The organism is Streptomyces toyocaensis, assembly GCF_000725125.1.
GTDB classification, from domain to species: Bacteria; Actinomycetota; Actinomycetes; order Streptomycetales; family Streptomycetaceae; genus Streptomyces; species Streptomyces toyocaensis.
In genome coordinates this window covers 204549-223667 of sequence record NZ_JFCB01000005.1, presented here as the reverse complement: position 1 = coordinate 223667, position 19119 = coordinate 204549, and the positions used below count along the sequence as shown (strand labels likewise).

Below are 19119 nucleotides of genomic sequence, written 5' to 3'. Positions count from 1 at the left end.
CGTCAACCGATCTCCGACGTGAGGAACCAGCAGATGGCAAAGGTCACGGTGCGGTACTGGGCCGCCGCCAAGGCCGCGGCCGGGGTGGCCGAGGAGGCGCACGAGGCGGACACGCTCGCCGAGGCGCTCGACGCCGTGCGGGGGCGGCACTCCGGGGAACTGGAGCGGGTGCTGCTGCGGTGCTCGTTCCTCGTCGACGGTGATCCCGTGGGTAAGCGCGCGCATGAGACGGTACGGCTGGCCGACGGCGGCACGGTCGAGGTGCTTCCGCCGTTCGCAGGAGGGTGAGCGATGACTAACCAGCCGTACGGGTACGGGCACGGGTACGGGCAGGGGGCTGGGCAGGGAGCTGGGGAGGGGTACGGGGCGTATCAGCAGCCTCAGCCTCAGGCTTGGCCCGGGCAGCAGCCGGCTCATGACGATCCGTACGCCGATCAGCAGTACACGCAGCAGTGGCAGGGGCAGACGTGGGAGACGCAGATGCAGCCGCCGGTGGCTGCCGCCGCGGCTGTCGAGGAGACGTCGTATCTGCCTCCGCAGCAGGCGCCTCCGCAGCAGGCGCCTTCACAGCAGGCGCCCGCACAGGACGGGCCCCCGCAGGGGGGCGGGCCCGAGTACGGGCCCGCCACGCTGGGCGGTAACGCACGCGTCACCGACGCGCAGCGGGCGCGGGCGGAGGGGCGGTCGCCGATCATCGAGCCCGGGACGCAGCCCGCGGTGCTCACGGCGCTGCTGGGGGTGCTGCTCGCGGGTGGGGCGGCGCTGGGGACGTATGCGCTGCTGGTGCCGTTGGTCGTGTTGCAGGGGGTCACAGCGGCGGGCTGGTTCCGGCTGAACGGCATGTGGCCGGCTCGGCAGGGCATCGCGCTCGGGTTCCTGGGCGCGCTGGCCGCGGACGCGGCGCTGTTGGCGTCGGACCGGTCGCCCGGGGCGATCCTGGGGACGCTGGGGGTGTGGGTGCTGCTGTCGCTGGTGCTGCAGCTGCGGTCCCACGCGGATCCCGACGAGCGGATGTACGGCCTCATGGCGACGGTCGCCGCTGCCGCGCTGGCCATCGCTGCGGGCGGGTATCTGGCGGCGGACGCGGACGCGGTGACCGTGGGAGCGGTTGCTGTGGCGGCGGCGATGGTGGCGCGGGCGCTGCCCCTGCCGACCGCGGCGTCCGTGGTGGTCGCGCTGCTGGTGGCGGCGGGCACGGGGTTCGCGGTCGGGGGGATGGAGGTCTCGGGTGCGGGGCTGGGCGCGGGGGCCGCGGTCTGTGCGCTGATCGGTCACCGGGTCGCGAGCTATGACTATCCGTCGAGGTTCGTGCACTTCACGGCGGGCGTCGCGCTGCCGCTGGCGGCGGCGGGGCCTGCGGTGTACGTGCTGGGCGGCATGGCCGCCTGATGCCTGCGGCGCAGCGGGCTGTGCGGTGGGGGTGCGCGTAGCGCCTTCGGGTGGTGGGTGGGTCGGGGTCGGGTCGGGGGTGTCCGTCCTCGGACCGGCGCGACCGGGTCGGCCGGTGGAGGTGCGGGGCGTTTGTTCGCACCGGCCGCTGCGGGCGCACACCCCCGCCCCGCCCCCTTCCCGCCGTAGGCGGCTGTCCCACGCCCACCGCACCCCGTGCTCCGCGCCGTACGCGCCTGCCGCCGCTTCCGCGCTCCGCGCCTGCGGCCGCTTCCGCGCTCCGCGCCTGCGGCCGCTTCCGCGCTCCGCGCCTGCGGCCGCTTCCGCGCTCCGCGCCTGCGGCCGCTTCCGCGCTCCGCGCCTGCCGCTGCTTCCGCGCTCCGCGCCTGCCGCTGCTTCCGCGCTCCGCGCCTGCCGCTGCTTCCGCGCTCCGCGGGCCGCGCCTGCCGCCGCTTCCGCGCTCCGCCGCCCCCGCTGTCTCCGCGGGCCGCCGCCTCTGCTGTCTCCGCGTTCCCGCATGCCGCGTTCCCGCGGGCAGTCGTGCCGCTGGGGTGATGGGGGTACCTCCCGCTCATGGGGGTCCCCCCGCTCGAGCGAAGCCGAGAGTGGGTGAGGAGCCGAGAGCGGGGGAGGGTGGGCGCGACGGCACCCCGTTGGCGCCGGGCTGCGTGACCTCCCCCCGCCCACACCCACGCGGAGCACCCCGCAGGCACCGGGAATGAGCAGCCGCCCGCGGCCCACACCTACGCCGGGCACCCCGCGAGGGGCAGCTGCGCAACACGCCCCGGCCCCACCTGTCACAGCTGATCCACAAATTCCCGGCCTCCGCACATGTGCGAGTTACCCTCGCGCAGGACGGCCGCCCGGTCGTCGGGGACCGCCGTCGTCACAGCCACGTGGGGGAAGCACCGCATGCGCGCACTGCGAATACTGCTCATCGTCGTCGTGATACTGGGCGGAATCTTCGTCATCGTGGACCGCGTCGCGGTGAACCTCGCCGAGAGCGAGGCGGCGGACCGCCTGAAGGCGACCGAGAACCTCGCGTCCACCCCTGACGTGTCCATCAAGGGCTTCCCCTTCCTCACCCAGGTCGCCGACGGCACCCTCGACCAGGTGCAGGTCGGCATCGAGGGCTACGAGGCCGACGCCGGCGACGGCGCCGAGAAGATCCGCATCGGCGACCTGCGCGCCGACATGAGGGGCGTCGACTTCTCCAGCGACTTCAGCTCCGCCGTCGCCGACAGCGCCACCGGGACGGCGACCGTCGCCTACGACGAACTGCTGAAGAGGGCCAAGGCCGAGCCCACCCAGGTGGCCCCCGGCGTCACCGCCGAGGTCGTCGGCCTTTCCGACGGCGGCAACGGGAAGATCAAGGTCGCGGTCGAGGCCACCGTGCTCGGCAACAAGCTGCCCGAGCCGGTCTCCGTGCTCAGTTCGGTGACGGTCGTGGACGGTGACACCGTGCGGGTGCAGGCCGACGCGCTGCCCGCGTTCGGCGGGGTGGAGCTCGCCGAGGCGCGGGTGCGGCGGATCACCGACTTCCAGCAGAAGATCGACGGACTGCCCGGCGGGATACGCCTGGACAAGGTCGAGGCGGACGAGAACGGCGTGGACATCAAGGTGAAGGGGTCCGACGTCCGTCTGGTCGGATAGGCAGGCATGTCCGTCAGGCGAGACGGGGGTGTCCGTAGGGCAGATGGGGCTGTGGCCGTCCGGGGCCACGAGGGCGCGGGGGGAGCGTGTTCGGGGCGTATGAGTCCCGTATCGCGGACGATCTCGTCTCAGTATGCGACACGTCGGTGACATGCCCGCCCTGTCCTCCCTACGATCGACCTCATGCAGTGTCGGACGAGCGTCCCCGTGCCGCGGGGACAGGCGGATCTCACGAAGCGGCGGGCAGTGGACCTGTGCCGTGTCGCCGCCATGCTCTGTCGCACCTTCTGAGCGGACGCGTCGACCGTCCGCATTCCCCCGCCCGATGAAGGGCACCCGTGCGCCCGCCCGTCCTTGGGCGCGCACTCCCTCTCACTCGCACGCCCCGCCGCACCTGCCCCGGAGGAGAAACAGCATGAGTCGCAGCGACGTCCTGGTCGACGCCGATTGGCTCCAGGAGCACCTGGACGACCCGACCATCGCCATCGTCGAGGTGGACGAGGACACGACCGCCTACGAGAAGAACCACATCCGGAACGCCATCCGGATCGACTGGACGCAGGACCTCCAGGACCCGGTCCGCCGCGACTTCGTCGACCAGGAGGGCTTCGAGAAGCTCCTGTCGGACAAGGGCATCGGCAACGACCACACGGTCGTCCTCTACGGCGGCAACAACAACTGGTTCGCCTCGTACGCCTACTGGTACTTCAAGCTGTACGGCCACGAGAACGTCAAGCTTCTCGACGGCGGCCGCAAGAAGTGGGAGCTGGACGCCCGCGAGCTGGTCCCCGGCGACGAGGTGCCCGAGCGCCCGAAGACCGACTACAAGGCCAAGGCGCAGGACACCTCGATCCGTGCCTTCCGCGACGACGTCGTGGCCGCCATCGGCAGCCAGAACCTGGTCGACGTGCGCTCCCCCGACGAGTTCTCCGGCAAGCTGCTCGCGCCGGCCCACCTGCCGCAGGAGCAGTCGCAGCGCCCGGGCCACGTCCCGACGGCCGCCAACATCCCGTGGTCGAAGAACGCCAACGACGACGGCACCTTCAAGTCGGACGAGGAGCTCAAGGAGCTCTACGCCGGCGAGGACGTGGACCTGGCCAAGGACACCATCGCCTACTGCCGGATCGGTGAGCGCTCCGCGCTGACCTGGTTCGTGCTGCACGAGCTGCTCGGCGTGCAGAACGTCAAGAACTACGACGGCTCCTGGACCGAGTACGGCTCCCTCGTCGGCGTGCCGATCGAGCTCGGCTCCGGCAAGTAGTCCCTCCCGACCGACCTTTCCAGACCCTTCAGGAGTAAGACATGTGCGGTGCGAAGGCCGGCGGCCCGGACGCCTCGACGATCAAGCCCGGTGAGACCACCATCCAGGGCCAGGTGACCCGCGACGGCGAGCCGGTGACGGGTTACGTCCGTCTGCTGGACTCGACCGGCGAGTTCACCGCGGAGGTTCCGACCTCCGCCACCGGACAGTTCCGCTTCTACGCGGCGGAAGGCACCTGGACCGTCCGCGCCCTGGTGCCCGGCGGCACCGCCGACCGTACGGTCGTCGCCCAGCAGGGCGGCCTGGCCGAGGTCGCGATCGCGGTCTGAGGACGCGAGGACGGCGGAGGGCCGCATCCCACGGGTTGGACGCCCGGGATGCGGCCCTTCCGCGTGCTCCGGATCTACGCTGGACGTATGTACGCGCGCAGGCGGCATGCCTACTTCGTCATGATGGGCACCTGTATCGTGCTGTTCGTCCTGGCGTGGGGCGTGGTGCGGCTCTGGTCGGTGCCGGCTGCCGTGGGGATGTGCCTGGTCGCGATGGTCATTCCGCCGCTCGCAGCGGTGGTCGCCAACCGGCGGGGACCGGACGACCGCTGGTGGGACGATCCTCCCCCGAGCTCTCGGCTCCGCTCGAGCAGGGGGGACCCCCATGGTGATCCGCAGTCCGACGAGTGGTGGGACGAACTCGACGGCAGGAAACGGCCCCGGTAGCGCCCCTCAGTAGACGAGCGCCTGCGTCCCCTCCGCCATCGCCTCCTGGACGAAGACCTGCGCGCCGGCGATGCGGACGCCCTCGATGACGTCCTTCTCCGTGATGTCGCGGCGGGCCGCGCACTGTGTGCACAGGGTGACCCGTCCGGCCGCCAGGACCGAGTCCAGCAGGTCGGGCAGCGGCGCGGCGTGCGGCAGGTCGAACTCGGCGGCACGGTCCGGCAGGGCGAACCACGCGGACTCCCCGGTGAGCCACAGGGAGACCTCGACACCGCTGGCCGCCGCCACCGCCGCCACCGTGAACGCCTGCGAGCAGCGTTCGGGGGCGTCGGATCCTGCGGTCACCTTGATCACGAGCTTCTTGGCCATGCCCGAATCGTAATCATGATCGCCACAACTCCGGTCGGCGGCCGTGGGTCTCCTGTGCACGCGCAAGAAGCAGCCGGCGCCCCGGATGCGCCGAGATCGACGGATGGCCGGCGACGTCCTAGCCGTCGTGCTGCGGTCTCGGGAGGGGGCCGCGCGCGCCGTGCCGTTCCGGCAGACGGTGGTGTGGCAGAGCCCGCTGCCGGGCTGACGGGCGTGAGGCGGCACCTCGCCCGCCGGGGGCCGGTCCCGGCCGCGTAAGCTGGGAACCGGCCCTGTGCACACCACCGCACCCCCCGCTCAAGGAGCACCCCGTGGTTATCTTCTTCGAAGCCCTGCTGGTCCTCGTCGCCATCGGCGTTCTCGCCTTCGCAGGACTGACCGTGAAGAAGCTGTACCAGGGCCAGCGCTGATCACCGACGCCAGGAAGTTCCGCTCATGATCGAGATCCCGTCCGACCTGCACAAGGACCTCGTCCCCCTCGCCTTCCTGCTCGGCGACTGGGCGGGCGCCGGCGTGCACGACTTCCCCGGCGCCGAGAAGTGCAACTTCGGCCAGGAGGTCACCTTCAGCCACGACGGCCGGGACTTCCTGGAGTACAGCTCCCGCACCTGGGTGCTGGACGGCGACGGCAACAAGACGCGGCCGCTGGAGTCCGAGCACGGCTTCTGGCGGATCGACGCCGCCCGCAAGATCGAGGTGACGATGACCCGCGACGACGGGGTCATCGAGATCTGGTACGGCGAGATGGCCGAGGGCAAGCCGCAGATCGACCTGGTGACCGACGCCGTGGCCCGGACGGCCGCCGCGCAGCCCTACAGCGGCGGCAAGCGGCTGTACGGCTATGTCAAGAGCGACCTGATGTGGGTCGGCGAGAAGCAGACCCCCGAGGTGGAGCTGCGCCCCTACATGTCGGCGCACCTGAAGAAGGTCGTCACGCCGGAGGAGGTCGAGCGCTGGGCCAAGGCCCTGCCCGACGACATGCCGGACGACGGGATCGCGTTCTTCAAGTAGGTCCTAGACTCGTGGTGTGGTGAGCACCGACTGGAAGAGCGACCTCAGGCAGCGCGGCTACCGGCTGACGCCGCAGCGCCAACTCGTGCTCGAAGCCGTCGACACCCTTGAGCACGCGACCCCCGACGACATCCTCGTGGAAGTGAGGAAGACGGCGTCGGGGGTCAACATTTCCACCGTGTACCGCACGCTGGAGCTGCTGGAGGAGCTGGGCCTGGTCAGCCACGCCCACCTCGGGCACGGCGCCCCGACCTACCACCTCGCCGACCGGCACCACCATCTGCACCTGGTCTGCCGCGACTGCACCAACGTCATCGAGGCGGACGTGGAGGTGGCCGCCGAGTTCACGGCCAAGCTGCGGGACACCTTCGGCTTCGACACCGACATGAAGCATTTCGCGATCTTCGGCCGGTGCGAGGACTGCGCCCGGAAGGCTCCATCTGCCGAGTCGTAGGCTTGGCATATGAAGAGCCCTCTGCTGACCCTTCCCGGCGCCGTCCCCGCCGAGGGCGTGGACGAAGGCGTGGCCGCCCACTACGGCGACCTGTTCCGCGAGCAGCGCGCCCTCGCCGACGGCACCGGTTTCGTCGACCTGTCCCACCGTGGGGTCGTCACCGTCACCGGTCCGGAACGGCTCGGCTGGCTGCACCTGCTGCTCACCCAGCACGTCAGTGACCTGCCGCCGCACCAGGCCACCGAGGCCCTGATCCTCTCCGCGAACGGCCACATCGAGCACGCGCTCTACCTGGTCGACGACGGGGAGACGGTGTGGGCGCACGTCGAGCCCGGCACGCAGGACGCGCTGATCGCGTATCTGGAGTCGATGAAGTTCTTCTACCGGGTGGAGGTCGCCGACCGCACCGCCGACATCGCGGTGGTGCATCTGCCGGCCGGGTCCATCGCCGAGGTCCCCGAGGGCGTCGTGGTGCGCGAGACGCCGTACGGGCGTGACCTGTTCCTGCCCCGCGAGGACCTGGAGTCGTACGCGGAGAAGGCGGGCCCGCCCGTCGGCATCCTCGCGCTGGAGGCGCTGCGGGTCGAGCAGCAGCGGCCGCGGCTCGGCTTCGAGACCGACCACCGCACCATCCCGCACGAGCTGGGCTGGATCGGCCAAGCGGTGCACCTGCAGAAGGGCTGCTACCGGGGACAGGAGACGGTCGCCCGGGTGCAGAACCTGGGGAAGCCGCCGCGGCGGCTGGTCTTCCTGCACCTGGACGGCAGCGAGGTGCACCTGCCCGTGGCGGGAACGGAGATCCGGCTGGCCGACGACGGGCCGGACGGACGGAAGGTCGGGTTCGTCACGACGTCCGTGCGCCACCACGAGCTGGGTCCGGTCGCGCTGGCGCTGGTGAAGCGGAACGTGCCGGTGGACGCGCGGCTGCTCGCCGGTGACACCGCGGCGGCGCAGGAGACCGTCGTCGAGCCCTGAGCCGCGGGGTTCAGATCTCCAGCAGGACGGTGAACGGGCCGTCGTTGGTCAGCGACACCCGCATCCGCGCGCCGAAGCGGCCCGTCGCCACCGTCGCGCCCAGGGTACGCAGCTGGGCGACCACCTCGTCGACCAGCGGTTCGGCGAGGTCACCGGGGGCGGCGGCGTTCCAGGTGGGCCGGCGGCCCTTGCGGGCGTCGCCGTACAGGGTGAACTGGCTGATCACCAGGAGCGGGGCGCCGAGGTCGCTGCACGACTTCTCGTCCTGGAGCATCCGGATCGACCAGAGCTTGCGGGCGAGCTGCGCCGCCTTCTCCTTGGTGTCCTCGTGGGTGACACCGACGAGGACGCACAGTCCCTCGCCCTCGATCGCGCCCACCGTCTCGCCGTCCACGACGACGCTCGCCCCGTCGACCCTCTGTACCACTGCACGCATACGACCATCATGCCGGTCGGCGAACAGACGGCCGACGGCGGCCCGCGCGGGACCCCGGTCGGGCTATTTTTACTCCTTAGCGCCCATCTGGGGCGGATCGGGACCACTCGCTCACATAGTGGCCGCTTGGGGTGGCACGATGCTGGCACATGCCGGTCGAGGGGACGGTTGAGGCACATGAGCACACCGGGAATCGGACAGTCCGCGACGGCTGTCCCGTTGGCCCAAGCGGTGATCGGGGACAGGGAGTTCCACCGGCCGCCCACACAGCGCACCGACAGCCCGGTGCTGCCCGAGGAGAAGCGGGCGGCCGGCCTGACGGCGCTCAGTCTGTCCGAGCTGCGCGCGGTGCGCCGTGACGCGCAGCGGGACGAGGCCGACCTCAGCTATGTGCGGCGGCTGCTCCAGGGGCGCATCGACATCCTGCGGGCGGAGCTGGCGCGGCGGGTCCCTCAGGGCGCGGCCCCGGTCGTCGCGCCGGGTGACGCGTCGGTGGTGGAGCGGCTGCCGGAGATCCTGCGGGACGGTCCGGCCCGCCACCGTTCCTCCGCCCGGCATGTGACGCTGGGCACACCACGGGGCGAGGAGTACCGGCGGCTGGCGGCGGAGACGCTCGGCGAGGTGGAGCTGTCGGACCTGGGCGCCCGTACGGACGGGGAGCTGAGCACCGCGATGGGGCGGCTGGTGCGGTACGAGCAGCAGGTCTCCCGGCGGCGGCAGCGGCTGCAGCGCACGGCCGACGAGTGCAGCGCGGAGATCGCGCGCCGGTACCGGGAGGGGGAGGCCCAGGTCGACGACCTGCTCGCGTGAGCCGGGCGGCCGCCGGGGGGCGGGGAAAACCGCGTCGACACCCGTCGGGCGGCCCACCTACCGTGAGCCCATGACCTCCCGCGCCGCCGTCGACGTACGTCCCCTCACCGAGCCCGAGTTCGCCGACTGGAACCGGGCCATGAACATCGGGTTCCTCCGGGAGCCCACCTCGTCCGAGGAGATCCTCGAAGCGCGCCGGGCGCAGTTCACGCCCGGCCGTTCGGTGGGGGCGTTCGACGGCGGGCGCTGCATCGCCACGTTCCGTTCCTTCGCGCAGGAGCTCACCGTGGTCGGCGGGGCGACCGTGCCGGCCGACGCCGTCACCAACGTCACCGTCGCCCCCACCCACCGCAGGCGGGGCCTGCTGACCCGCATGATGGAGCGGGACCTCGCCGCCGCGAAGGAGCGCGGGGACGTCGTCGCGACGCTGATCGCGGCCGAGTACCCGATCTACGGGCGGTACGGCTTCGGCCCGGCCACCTCGACGACCGAGTGGACGATCGACGTGCCGCGGACCGGTCTCGACCCGCGCCGGTCCGGCCCGGAGGACGGCGGCCGGATCGACCTCGTGGACGCCGAGGACGTCCGGCGGCTCGGCCCCGGACTGCACGAGCGGCTGCGCCGGGCGCAGCCGGGTGCCGTCAGCCGCGACGAGCTGTGGTGGCGGATCACCACCGGGGCCGTGCGCTTCCACTCGACGTTCCACGAGCCGTACTACGCGGTGTACCGCTCGGCCGGCGGCGAGGTCGAGGGCATGGCCGCCTACACGGCCGACGACCACTGGGGCGACGCCAAGCAGCCGCTGAACACGGCACGGGTGAAGTGGCTGATCGGGGTGACCCCGGCCGCCGAGCGCGCGCTGTGGCACTACCTGTGTTCGGTGGACTGGGTGGTGAAGGTGAAGAGCGGCTGGCGGGCCCCCGACGACCTGCTCCCGCACTTCCTGCCGGACCCGCGCGCCGCCGCCGTCACGACGCAGGCGGACTGGCTGTGGGTACGGATCCTGGACGTGGAACGGGCCCTCGGCGCGCGGACGTACGGGGCGGCGGGGTCGCTGGTGCTCGAGGTGACCGACGGCGGCGGGCTGAGCGGCGGGCGGTACCGGCTGCAGGCGTCGGCGGACGGGGCCGGGTCCTGCGCGCGGACCACCGAGCGCGCCGATCTGACGCTGGACGTGGCCGAGCTGGCCGTGCTGTGGCTGGGGGACGAGTCCGCGGTGCGGCTGGCGGCGCTGGGCCGGGTGCGGGAAGAACGAGCGGGCGCCGCCCGTCAGGCCGACGCCCTGCTGCGTACGTCCAGGCGACCGTGGTGCCCGGACATCTTCTGAGCGCGGTCCCGGTACGCGCCCCTGCTGCTGCCTCCTTCCGCCGACGACGGGTGAGCACTCATCCGTAGCGAGCTGTTCAGTTGTGGTGGTGGTGCGGGTGGTGCCTGCCGACGGGGCTCCCGGCTCCCCTCCGGAGGGGAGCCCGGCCGGCGGTCCGTGCGGTGTGCCGTCAGCCCGGCTGGGCGAGCAGCATCACGAGGATGACCGCGCCGATGCCGCTCATCAGGACGTTCCGTGCCCTGACGCCCACGGTGAGGGCGACGAAGGCGATGATGCCCATCGGTCCGTACTTCCACTGGACGAGCTGTTCGCACCCGATGGCCAGAGCGGCGAGGGCGATGGCGACGAGCGGCATGACGGTCCCCCTTTGTCCGTGGCCGCCCCATCGTCACCCTGGTAGGCCAACCCCTTGGTGAGTGAACCAGGTTGCACGAGTTGGTGACCAACTTGATTTCAGTTATCTCCACTTGGAAGAGGCTTATAACCATCTGTCGCTGAACTGCCGCAAGATGGCGCGAAGTTGTAGTGTTCAGATGTGGACCCGGAACACGCCTCCGTCACTGGGCGGAAGGAACCACCATGGCCACGGAGGACACCTCACGAGGTGGCCGACGCGCTGCGCGCACGGATCCGGTCCGGTGCGCTGCGGCCGGGCCAGCGCATGCCCACCCAGGCCCAGCTCGCCGCCGAGTTCGGCGTGGAGCGTCCCGCGGTGCGCCAGGCGCTGCGCGTCCTGCAGTCCGAGCAGCTGCTCACCAACGTCTCCAAGGGTGCCCCGGCGACCGTCGCGCCCCGCCCCGGCGCGGTGCCGACCGGCCCCGGGGCTCCCCCGTTGCCCACCACGGTCGCCCTCGCACCCAGGATCGCCGCGGCCTTCGGGGCCGAGCACGTGGAGATCGACGCCGTCTGCCTGACCTCCATCTCCCTCACCCTCGCCATCGGGGAGCCGCTGCGGCAGATCCACGCGGGACGACTGAAACCGGCCAAGGTCGACGTCCGCGTGCTGCTGCCCAGCCGGGACATCGACCTCGCCTTCCCGGTCCCGGTCGGGGGGCGGGAGGGCGCCGACGACCCGGTGCACGAGAGGTGGCTGTCGATGCGCAACGCCCAGGGCCAGGTGCTCCGCCACAATCTCCTCGCGCTGCGCGCCACGCACGGCATCGACGTGCGGGTGTCGTTCCGCGCGTTGCCCTTCACCCCGCCGGTGAAGCTGTATCTGCTCAATGGCGCGGAGGCGTTGTTCGCCTACTACACACTGGCCCGCAGCGAGGCATTGATCGACCAGGAGAGCCTTCAGACGTACGACGCGCAGGGCATACGGTCCATGCTGTTCGCCTTCGAACAGGGGGCGGGTCTGCGGGACACCACGTTCGTGGAGCAGTCGCACCTGTGGTTCAACGCGTTGTGGGAGACCATCAGCTCGGAGCTGGTGCTCACGAACTGACGCCTCCCACGGGAACGGGTGACCGAGCGGCTGCTCACAGGGCGGGTTTCCCCACCAGCAGGGCGAGCACCACCGCTCCGGCGGAGCTGACGCCCGGCCTGTTGGCCCGGATGCCGATCGTGAGCAGCAGGAGGCCGACGATGCCGGCCATCCCGTACTTCCACTGGACGAGCTGTTCGACGGTGACGACGACGACGGCGGAGATCAGAGCGAAGAAGTGCACGGTGCCCCCCTTGACGGTGGAGCCAACTTGGCGAAGTTGGCAACCAACTCTGACTAAGTTGTCCCCGATTGGCAGGGGGTTCCAAACAACTTTCAAACAACTCCCGTCAGATGGATCGAAGTTGTAGCGTTTGGTCGTGGCCCAGGAAAACGTGGCAGTGAACGGCAGCGGCAGGCACTCGCCCCAGGAGATCGCCGGCATCCTGCGGGAGCGCATCCGAGGCGGTGAGCTCAAGGCGGGCGACCGGTTGCCGACCCAGGCCGAACTGGCCGAGGAGTTCGGCGTCGAGCGCGGGACCGTCCGCCAGGCCCTGCGTACCCTCCAGGAGGACGGCCTGCTCACCCACGTCAGCAAGGGCAGCCCGCCGAGGATCGCCGAACCGGCTCCCGTGCGGGAGGAACCCCAGCCGACGATGGTGGGCCTCGCACCGCGCCTGACGGACGCGTTCGAGACGGCCCGGGTGCGGATCGACGCGGTGTGCCTGACCTCGGAGAGCTTCATGGTGGCGCTCGGCGAGCCGCTGCGGCACATCCACGAGGGCCGCACCCGCCCCGCATCCGTCGACGTCCGCGTCCTGCTGCCCTCCCGGAACATCAACCTGGCCTTCCCGGTCCCCGTCGAGGAGGGCAGCGGCGGTGGCAACCCGGTGCACGAGCGCTGGCTGGCGATGCGCAACGCACAGGCCCGCGTGCTCCAGCACAACCTCCTGGCCCTGCGCGCCACGCACGGCATCGACGTGCACGTCTCCTTCCGCGCGCTGCCCTTCACCCCGCCGGTGAAGCTGTACCTGCTCAACGGGGAGGAGGCCCTGCTCGGCTACTACCTGCTCACCCGGCGCGAGGAGGAGTGGCAGAGCCGCACCCTGGAGATGTACGACGCCCTGGGCTCGACGTCCCTGCTCTTCTCCTTCGCCAGACAGGCCGGCCGGCGCGACCAGGCGTTCGTCGACGAATCCCAGAAGTGGTTCGACGCCCTCTGGGAAACCATCACCACGGACCTGACACTCTCCTAGTGACTTCTGAGACGACACGGACTGATGCGGTGACGGCAGGGACCAAGACGGAACGGAACGAACTGCGGGCCCTGTGCGGAGGTGTCCGTGTCGTGCTGTGGGACTTCGACGGCCCCATCTGCCGGCTGTTCGCCGGACACTCGGCGGAACGGGTGGCGAACGACCTGGCGGCCTGGCTCGAGGGACGCGGCCTGCACGGCCTGCTCACGGAGTCCGAACGCGAGTCACTGGACCCGCACGTCGTCCTGCGCGCCGTCGACCGCCGGCACCCCGGCAGCGACCTGGTCGCGGAGCTCGAGGAGCGCCTCACCCAGGAGGAACTGCGGGCCACCGCCTCCGCCATGCCCACCCCGTACGCCGATCCGCTGATCCGCACCTGGACCGCGGTGGGCGCCCGGCTGGCCATCACCACCAACAACTCCCCGCGCGTGGCGCGCGAGTACCTCGCCTCCCGGCGGCTCGTTCCCTGCTTCGCTCCCCACATATACGGCCGCACCCAGGAGCTGAGCCACCTCAAACCCGATCCCCACTGCATCCACCGCGCCCTGAACGCGATGGGCGCCGCCCCCGCGTCGGCACTGATGATCGGCGACACCCCGTCCGACCTGCGCGCCGCGCGGGCCGCCGGTGTCCCGTTCCTCGGCTACGCCCGTAACGCGCGCAAGAGCGAACTCCTGCGCGACGCGGGAGCCTCAACGGTCGTGGACTCCCTGGAGCCCGTACTCCGCCTGGTCCGTGACCTGCATCAGGCCTGAATCATCAGCACGGTGAGCAGCGTCGCCGCGCCGACGGCGAGGCCGTCCCGGCGCGTCCGTACCCACACGCCGATGAGGAAGAGGAGCACCAGGCCGACCGGGCTCAGCCGTGTCCCCGACTCGGTCCGGCGCCCGCTCTCGGATGGAACGGCATGCTGTAGCCTGCGCGCACCGATGGAGCGACCGCTCGCCCCCGCTCGCACCACACAACACATCAGCGGACTCGGACGGGCTTCCGCAGCCTCGGGCAGGCGGGTGACACAGCGCCCGACGCGACCCGGCGTGCGGTACTTCGCGTGCGGGACGGCAGGCCGCATGCCTACCGTCAGTTGTGACTCCTCTCGGACCTCCTGGAGCGGCCAGTGGGCGCACCACCCCTTCCCCGACCCGCCCTCGGGGGGCCCGTCGCGCCGGACGTCCGGCTCCGGGATTTCGTGGAGCTCGCCACCCGGTGCGGGACGGCCAGCAGCGGTCATCACCACCAGAACCACGTACTGCCGCTGACCGAAGCGACGGCACGGCTGCTGGGCCGTGAGGCGGGAACCTCCGTGACGGTGCGGATCCGCCGGGCCGAGACACTGCCTGCCGTGATCAGGACCTGGGCCGACGAGGACGAGATCCTGGGCGCGGTCAGGGAGATCCTGCCGCACGTACCGCAGTGCCTGGCCAAAGGTGCCGGCTTCGCGGTCCACAGTTATGTGGAGGGCGTGCCGCTCTCCAGCGTCTGCGGGAACGACAAGCCCGTGGACACGCTGCTGATCAGGGCGCTGGCCGGACTGCTGGCCCAGATGGCCCAGGTGCGGCGCAGCGCGCTGCCGCCCCTGCCGGTGGGCTGGCCCCGTAACGACACCGACAGCCAGGGTTTTCTGCGCACGCTCGCACACCTGGCGGACCGGCAGATCCGTCAGCCCAATCGGGCCGCTTTCGGTGGACTGTTCGCGGCACTGGGCATCCCGGAGGACGCTCTGGTCAAGCTGGCCGAGCGGGTGCCCGCCATGGCGCGGCGCCCCTACAGCCTGCTCCACGCCGACCTGCACCGCGACAACCTCATCGTCGCCCACGGGGCTCCGCCGCTCATCTGCGTCGACTGGGAACTGGCGACCTACGGTGACCCGCTGCACGACCTGGCGACCCATCTGGTGCGCATGCGCTACCCCGCCCACCAGTGGTCCGAGGTGATCGACGCGTGGGAGGCGGCCATGCGGGGCATCCGCCCCGCCGCCGTCAACGGACTGGCCAAGGACCTGGGCCACTACCTGGCCTTCGAGCGCGCACAGTCCGTGTTCCCGGACGTGATGAGGGCCGCGCGGTCTCTGGAGGAATCGTTCTCCCAGGAGAACCTGCACGAGGTGACGGCGGAGGTGGGGCGGGCACTGGAGGTGGCCGCCCTGCCGCTGCGGCTCAGCAACGTGCCCGGTGCGCAGGAGATCGAGCGGGCGCTGTTCCGCTGGCTGGCATCCCGCCGTGACCGGGGCCGCGGCGGCCGTGGCCTCATCGCACAGGCCTTCGGCTGGCAGCCGGACCGGCGGCTGCCGCTGCCGGACGACTTCACCGAGACCGCTGTTCTGGGCGCACTGGAGGCGGAGGGGGCGGCCCCCGCGGGACGGGTGTTCAAGGGGACCGCCCATCTCAACACCGTGGTGCGGGTTCCGGGCGTCACGTGTCCCGTAGTGGTGCGACGGAGACTGCCCGAGGTCCTCAGACGGGAACCACGCCTCCTGAGTGAGCACGCCGTGCTGCGCGCCATCGAGGAGGCACCCGTCGCCGTGGCGGCGCCGAGAGCCCTGGCACTGGGCGAGACGTACCTGAACGACAGCTTCGCCATCCACACGTACGTGGGTCCGCACGACATCGACCGGCCGCCGGACCACCCCGTGAACGGCCTGCTGCCGCACGAGGCGGACGGGCTCGTGGACCAGCTCTGCGCGCTGACCCGGGTGGACTACAGGCAACTCGATCCGCTGGCGGGCGAGCGGGGCTTCCACCGGTGGCTCAAGGGCGAACTCGTCCGTCTGGTCGGGGAACTGCCGAAGAAGACGCAGCAACTGGCCAGGCGACTGGGCCTGCCGGATGCCGAGCGTCTGGACCAGATCCTGTCCCGCCAGGAGGTGAGCCACCGGGAGCCGTCCCTGCTGCACGGTGACCTCAATCCGTGGAACCTGGTGCGCCGCGACGGCTCCGACGCGCTCACCATCATCGACTGGGAGATGGCCCTGATCGGTGACCCCCTCTACGACCTGGTCCGGCACATGCACCTCACTCCGACCCGGCCGGAGATCCGGGAGCGGATGTTCCGCCGCTGGGAGGCCGGGCTGCCGTCCGGGTACACCCGTGACTGGCGCGCGGACTGGCAGGTGTACCGCCGGCTGGAGATCGTCCGCTCCGCCTACATCGATCTCGACCGCATCGTCACCGGCGCGAGCATGGACGCGCCCCATGTCCGCCGCGCCGTGGACTCCTACGCGGTGACCCTGGCCGTCGCCACGGGGGCGCTCGGTCTCCCGGTCCGCTCCACGGCGGACCCGTACCTCGTCCGGGCCCTGGTGCAGGAGGACCGCGGGCGTTCGGAAGCGGTGCGTAGGCTCACCGCATGAGCGAGATCGGGCTGCGTGAGCGCAAGAGGCTGCGGATGTACCGGACCGTGTCGGACATCGCGATCCGGCTCTTCCTGGAGCGGGGCTTCGACGCGGTGTCCGTGGCCGAGGTGGCCGCCGCGGCCGAGATCTCCAAGCCGACGCTGTTCCGGTACTTCCCGGCGAAGGAGGACCTTGTCCTGTACCGGATCGCCGATCACGAGGGTGAGGCGGCGCGGGTCGCCGGTGAGGGGACGGCGCCCGTCGAGGCGCTGCGGCGGCACTTCCTGGCGGGGCTGGAGCGGTGCGACCCGGTCACCGGGCTCAACGACGATCCCGAGGTGCTCGCCTTCCACACGCTGCTGTACGGCACCCCGTCGCTGGTCGCGCGGCTGTACGGCCATCTGGAGCGGGCCGAGGAGGAGCTGGCCGGGGCACTCGGGGGCGGGCTCGGCGCGCGGCTGGCGGCCGGGCAGATCATCGCCGTACGGCGGATCCTCGCGCAGGAGAACTGGCGGCGGATCGCGGCGGGGGAGCGGGTCGAGGAGGTGCGCGGCGACGCGGTGGCGGCGGCGGAGCGGGCGTTCGGGGTGCTGGCGGAGTGCCTGCCCCAACTACTGTGACTGAGTAATAAATGTAACTCGGTTACTTTATTCGGTACGCTCGGTGGAATGACCTCACCCGAACCCGCCCTCCGGCACGCCCTCGACCAGGAACGCGCCCACCACGAACGTTGCCGCTCCGCCCTCGCCCGCATGGCCGAAGACGCCGACGAGCAGGTCGTCACCGGAGAGGACGTCTCCGCTTCCGGCGCGGACGCCGAAGTCCTCGGCCGGCGGCTGCGCGGCCAGGCCGGGGAACTGCGTGAGCTGCCCCCGGGGCCGCTGTTCTTCGGACGGCTGGACTTCGGCCCGGACGCCCCCCGCCACCACGGGCAGAGCTACCACGTCGGGCGATTGCGGATCACCGAGCGGCCGACCGCCCCGCCCCTCGTCGTCGACTGGCGGGCGCCCGTCTCCCGCGCCTTCTACCAGGCCTCCGCCCGTGACCCGCAGGGCGTCGCCGTACGCCGGCGCTTCGGGTGGGCCCCCGGCAGCCGGGGAGACTCCGCCGACCTGACCGGCCTGGAGGACGAACACCTGGAGCGGGGCGAGGACCAGGCCGGCGACATCGTCGCCCGGGAGATCGAACGGCCCCGCGTCGGCCCCATGCGGGACATCGCCGCCACCCTCCAGCCCGAGCAGGACGACCTCGTCCGCGCGGATCCGGACCTCTCGGTGTGCGTCCAGGGGGCGCCCGGCACCGGCAAGACCGCCGTCGGCCTGCACCGGGCGGCGTACCTGCTCTACACCCACCCGCAGCGCATCCGGCGCGGCGGACTGCTCGTCCTCGGCCCCCACCGCGCCTTCCTCTCGTACATCTCCGAGGTTCTGCCCGCCCTCGGCGAGACCGGCGTACGGCAGTCGACCCTGCTCGAGGAGATCGCCCGGCACCCGGTGACCGGGACCGACGACGAGCGCGCGGCCGTCGTCAAGCACGACGTCCGGATGGCCGAGGTGCTGCGCAGGGCCCTGTACGCGCGGGTGCGCACCGACCGGACCGACTCCCTCGCCGTCCCCGACGGCTCCTACCGGTGGCGGGTCGCGGCGGAGGAGCTGGCGCGGATCGTGGCGGAGGTACGGGCCGGGGAACCGCCCTACGGAGTGGGGCGGGAGCGGGTGCGGGCCCGGATCGTGCGGGCCGTGCGGGAGCGGGCCGAGCGGCGCGGCGGGCCCCGGGGTGTTGCCTGGGTGCGCCGGATCGAGCGGGCGCGGCCGGTGTCCGCGTACGTCGACGCCGTCTGGCCGGGGGTGCGGGCGGAGGAGGTGGTGGCGGACCTGCTCGGTGACCCCGGGCGGCTGGCCGTCGCAGCCGGGGGACTGCTGGACGCCGAGGAGCGGAAGGCGTTGCTGTGGGCGAGGCCGCCGCGGTCGTGGAAGTCGGCGCGCTGGTCGGCCGCCGACCTGGTGCTGCTGGACGAGGTGGCCGGGCTGATCGGACATCCCGCGGGGTACGGGCACGTCGTGGTCGACGAGGCGCAGGACCTGTCCCCGATGGAGTGCCGGGCCGTCGCCCGGCGGGCCGCCTTCGGCTCGCTCACCGTGCTGGGCGATCTGGCGCAGGGGACCACTCCGTGGGCGGCCCGTTCCTGGCCGGCGGTACTGCGGCACCTGGGGAAGCCGGATGCGGCCGTGGTGTCGCTGACCACCGGGTTCCGGGTGCCGCGGGCGGTGGTCACGCTCGCCAACCGGCTGCTGGAACGGCTGGACGTCGACGTCCGGCCGTCCCGTTCGCTGCGCGGGGACGGCGAGGTGCGCGTCCGGGAGGTCCCCGGCGAGGGCGCGGTGCCCGGCGCGGTCGTCGCCGCCGTGCGGGACGCGCTGGAGCGGGACGGCTCGGTCGGGGTCGTCGCGGCGGACGCCGACGTGCCCCGGCTGCGGCGGGCGCTGGCCGGGGCGGGAGTGGCGGCGGCCGGGCCGGAGGAGCTCGGCGCGCGGGTCGCCGTGGTGCCGGCCGGCCTCGTCAAGGGGCTGGAGTACGACCACGTGGTGGCCGTCGAGCCGGCGGCGATCGCGGAGGCCGAGGAGCGGGGCCTGCACCGGCTGTACGTGGTGCTGACCCGGGCGGTGTCCCGGCTGGAGGTGGTACGGGCGCGGCCGCTCCCCTTCTGA

The 19119-nt window shown here is 71.9% G+C and carries 22 protein-coding genes; 18 read left to right on the top strand and 4 right to left on the bottom strand.

Features of this window, described 5'->3' with window-relative positions; translation table 11 throughout:
• The first annotated feature begins 33 nt into the window (after positions 1 to 33).
• From BU52_RS08990 to BU52_RS08965, 7 genes are all read left to right on the top strand, one after another.
• Complete coding sequence (locus BU52_RS08990; protein WP_037930926.1) at positions 34 to 288, top strand: MoaD/ThiS family protein; 255 nt, start codon at positions 34 to 36, stop codon at positions 286 to 288.
• A gap of 3 nt (positions 289 to 291) precedes the next feature.
• Positions 292 to 1389 (top strand): hypothetical protein, encoded by a 1098-nt coding sequence (locus BU52_RS08985; protein WP_037930924.1) that lies wholly within the window; start codon positions 292 to 294, stop codon positions 1387 to 1389.
• A 912-nt stretch (positions 1390 to 2301) separates the two neighbouring features.
• The gene (locus tag BU52_RS08980) at positions 2302 to 3042 is read left to right on the top strand and encodes an LmeA family phospholipid-binding protein (RefSeq protein ID WP_037930922.1); all 741 of its coding nucleotides are present in this window, start codon (positions 2302 to 2304) and stop codon (positions 3040 to 3042) included.
• Between the two features lie 183 nt (positions 3043 to 3225).
• Positions 3226 to 3333 (top strand): putative leader peptide, encoded by a 108-nt coding sequence (locus tag BU52_RS37115; protein WP_362265443.1) that lies wholly within the window; start codon positions 3226 to 3228, stop codon positions 3331 to 3333.
• 124 nt (positions 3334 to 3457) lie between these two features.
• Entirely contained in the window at positions 3458 to 4303 is an 846-nt protein-coding gene (locus BU52_RS08975; protein ID WP_037930920.1) for a sulfurtransferase, read from the top strand.
• 41 nt (positions 4304 to 4344) lie between these two features.
• On the top strand, positions 4345 to 4632 hold the full coding sequence (locus BU52_RS08970; RefSeq protein WP_004986406.1) for a DUF1416 domain-containing protein: 288 nt from the start codon (positions 4345 to 4347) through the stop codon (positions 4630 to 4632).
• Positions 4633 to 4719: 87 nt separating this feature from the next.
• A complete protein-coding gene (locus BU52_RS08965; RefSeq protein WP_037931089.1) occupies positions 4720 to 5019 on the top strand; it encodes a DUF3099 domain-containing protein in 300 nt (99 codons plus the stop codon).
• A 6-nt stretch (positions 5020 to 5025) separates the two neighbouring features.
• On the opposite strand, the gene BU52_RS08960 is transcribed toward BU52_RS08965, so the two are convergent.
• Positions 5026 to 5388 (bottom strand): DsrE family protein, encoded by a 363-nt coding sequence (locus BU52_RS08960; RefSeq protein ID WP_037930918.1) that lies wholly within the window; start codon positions 5386 to 5388, stop codon positions 5026 to 5028.
• A 435-nt stretch (positions 5389 to 5823) separates the two neighbouring features.
• Between BU52_RS08960 and BU52_RS08950 the strand changes: the two genes are divergently transcribed.
• From BU52_RS08950 to ygfZ, 3 genes are read left to right on the top strand one after another with little or no spacing between them, the layout of a single operon-like run.
• Positions 5824 to 6399 carry an FABP family protein gene (locus BU52_RS08950; RefSeq protein WP_037930914.1) on the top strand — a complete coding sequence of 192 codons (576 nt, stop codon included), beginning with the start codon at positions 5824 to 5826 and terminating at the stop codon, positions 6397 to 6399.
• A 16-nt stretch (positions 6400 to 6415) separates the two neighbouring features.
• A complete protein-coding gene (locus BU52_RS08945) occupies positions 6416 to 6853 on the top strand; it encodes a Fur family transcriptional regulator (protein WP_037930913.1) in 438 nt (145 codons plus the stop codon).
• Positions 6854 to 6862: 9 nt separating this feature from the next.
• Positions 6863 to 7828, top strand: a complete 966-nt coding sequence (gene ygfZ / locus BU52_RS08940; RefSeq protein ID WP_037930911.1) for a CAF17-like 4Fe-4S cluster assembly/insertion protein YgfZ — start codon at positions 6863 to 6865, stop codon at positions 7826 to 7828.
• A gap of 10 nt (positions 7829 to 7838) precedes the next feature.
• Here the strand turns inward: ygfZ and dtd are convergent, their stop codons facing one another.
• Complete coding sequence (dtd, locus tag BU52_RS08935) at positions 7839 to 8264, bottom strand: D-aminoacyl-tRNA deacylase (protein WP_037930909.1); 426 nt, start codon at positions 8262 to 8264, stop codon at positions 7839 to 7841.
• Between the two features lie 177 nt (positions 8265 to 8441).
• Between dtd and BU52_RS08930 the strand changes: the two genes are divergently transcribed.
• Both BU52_RS08930 and BU52_RS08925 read left to right on the top strand, forming a co-directional pair.
• Positions 8442 to 9074 (top strand): RsiG family protein, encoded by a 633-nt coding sequence (locus BU52_RS08930; RefSeq protein WP_037930906.1) that lies wholly within the window; start codon positions 8442 to 8444, stop codon positions 9072 to 9074.
• A 70-nt stretch (positions 9075 to 9144) separates the two neighbouring features.
• A complete protein-coding gene (locus BU52_RS08925; RefSeq protein WP_037930903.1) occupies positions 9145 to 10401 on the top strand; it encodes a GNAT family N-acetyltransferase in 1257 nt (418 codons plus the stop codon).
• 169 nt (positions 10402 to 10570) lie between these two features.
• Here the strand turns inward: BU52_RS08925 and BU52_RS08920 are convergent, their stop codons facing one another.
• Positions 10571 to 10756, bottom strand: a complete 186-nt coding sequence (locus tag BU52_RS08920; RefSeq protein WP_037930900.1) for a hypothetical protein — start codon at positions 10754 to 10756, stop codon at positions 10571 to 10573.
• 249 nt (positions 10757 to 11005) lie between these two features.
• Between BU52_RS08920 and BU52_RS08915 the strand changes: the two genes are divergently transcribed.
• Positions 11006 to 11845, top strand: a complete 840-nt coding sequence (locus BU52_RS08915; RefSeq protein ID WP_037930897.1) for a winged helix-turn-helix domain-containing protein — start codon at positions 11006 to 11008, stop codon at positions 11843 to 11845.
• A 34-nt stretch (positions 11846 to 11879) separates the two neighbouring features.
• Here BU52_RS08915 and BU52_RS08910 read toward each other — a convergent pair whose 3' ends face one another.
• On the bottom strand, positions 11880 to 12068 hold the full coding sequence (locus tag BU52_RS08910) for a hypothetical protein (protein ID WP_037930894.1): 189 nt from the start codon (positions 12066 to 12068) through the stop codon (positions 11880 to 11882).
• 130 nt (positions 12069 to 12198) lie between these two features.
• Here BU52_RS08910 and BU52_RS08905 point away from each other — a divergent pair, with 130 nt between their 5' ends.
• The 5 genes from BU52_RS08905 (at position 12199) to BU52_RS08880 (ending at position 19119) form a co-directional block, all read left to right on the top strand.
• A complete protein-coding gene (locus BU52_RS08905; protein ID WP_078903166.1) occupies positions 12199 to 13080 on the top strand; it encodes a GntR family transcriptional regulator in 882 nt (293 codons plus the stop codon).
• A 29-nt stretch (positions 13081 to 13109) separates the two neighbouring features.
• Positions 13110 to 13835 (top strand): HAD family hydrolase, encoded by a 726-nt coding sequence (locus tag BU52_RS08900; protein ID WP_037930888.1) that lies wholly within the window; start codon positions 13110 to 13112, stop codon positions 13833 to 13835.
• 362 nt (positions 13836 to 14197) lie between these two features.
• Positions 14198 to 16429, top strand: coding sequence for a phosphotransferase family protein (locus BU52_RS08890; protein ID WP_051858047.1), 2232 nt, complete (start codon positions 14198 to 14200; stop codon positions 16427 to 16429).
• On the top strand, positions 16426 to 17031 hold the full coding sequence (locus BU52_RS08885; protein ID WP_037930885.1) for a TetR family transcriptional regulator: 606 nt from the start codon (positions 16426 to 16428) through the stop codon (positions 17029 to 17031). Before BU52_RS08890 ends, BU52_RS08885 begins: the two co-directional genes overlap by 4 nt.
• A gap of 48 nt (positions 17032 to 17079) precedes the next feature.
• The gene (locus tag BU52_RS08880; protein ID WP_037930881.1) at positions 17080 to 19119 is read left to right on the top strand and encodes a HelD family protein; all 2040 of its coding nucleotides are present in this window, start codon (positions 17080 to 17082) and stop codon (positions 19117 to 19119) included.

Coding starts and splice junctions, on each gene's coding strand:
- BU52_RS08990 (WP_037930926.1), top strand. CDS start 34: ATGGCAAAGGTCACGGTGCGGTACTGGGCCGCCGCCAAGGCCGCGGCC.
- BU52_RS08985 (WP_037930924.1), top strand. CDS start 292: ATGACTAACCAGCCGTACGGGTACGGGCACGGGTACGGGCAGGGGGCT.
- BU52_RS08980 (WP_037930922.1), top strand. CDS start 2,302: ATGCGCGCACTGCGAATACTGCTCATCGTCGTCGTGATACTGGGCGGA.
- BU52_RS37115 (WP_362265443.1), top strand. CDS start 3,226: ATGCAGTGTCGGACGAGCGTCCCCGTGCCGCGGGGACAGGCGGATCTC.
- BU52_RS08975 (WP_037930920.1), top strand. CDS start 3,458: ATGAGTCGCAGCGACGTCCTGGTCGACGCCGATTGGCTCCAGGAGCAC.
- BU52_RS08970 (WP_004986406.1), top strand. CDS start 4,345: ATGTGCGGTGCGAAGGCCGGCGGCCCGGACGCCTCGACGATCAAGCCC.
- BU52_RS08965 (WP_037931089.1), top strand. CDS start 4,720: ATGTACGCGCGCAGGCGGCATGCCTACTTCGTCATGATGGGCACCTGT.
- BU52_RS08960 (WP_037930918.1), bottom strand. CDS start 5,388: ATGGCCAAGAAGCTCGTGATCAAGGTGACCGCAGGATCCGACGCCCCC.
- BU52_RS08950 (WP_037930914.1), top strand. CDS start 5,824: ATGATCGAGATCCCGTCCGACCTGCACAAGGACCTCGTCCCCCTCGCC.
- ygfZ (WP_037930911.1), top strand. CDS start 6,863: ATGAAGAGCCCTCTGCTGACCCTTCCCGGCGCCGTCCCCGCCGAGGGC.
- dtd (WP_037930909.1), bottom strand. CDS start 8,264: ATGCGTGCAGTGGTACAGAGGGTCGACGGGGCGAGCGTCGTCGTGGAC.
- BU52_RS08930 (WP_037930906.1), top strand. CDS start 8,442: ATGAGCACACCGGGAATCGGACAGTCCGCGACGGCTGTCCCGTTGGCC.
- BU52_RS08925 (WP_037930903.1), top strand. CDS start 9,145: ATGACCTCCCGCGCCGCCGTCGACGTACGTCCCCTCACCGAGCCCGAG.
- BU52_RS08920 (WP_037930900.1), bottom strand. CDS start 10,756: ATGCCGCTCGTCGCCATCGCCCTCGCCGCTCTGGCCATCGGGTGCGAA.
- BU52_RS08885 (WP_037930885.1), top strand. CDS start 16,426: ATGAGCGAGATCGGGCTGCGTGAGCGCAAGAGGCTGCGGATGTACCGG.
- BU52_RS08880 (WP_037930881.1), top strand. CDS start 17,080: ATGACCTCACCCGAACCCGCCCTCCGGCACGCCCTCGACCAGGAACGC.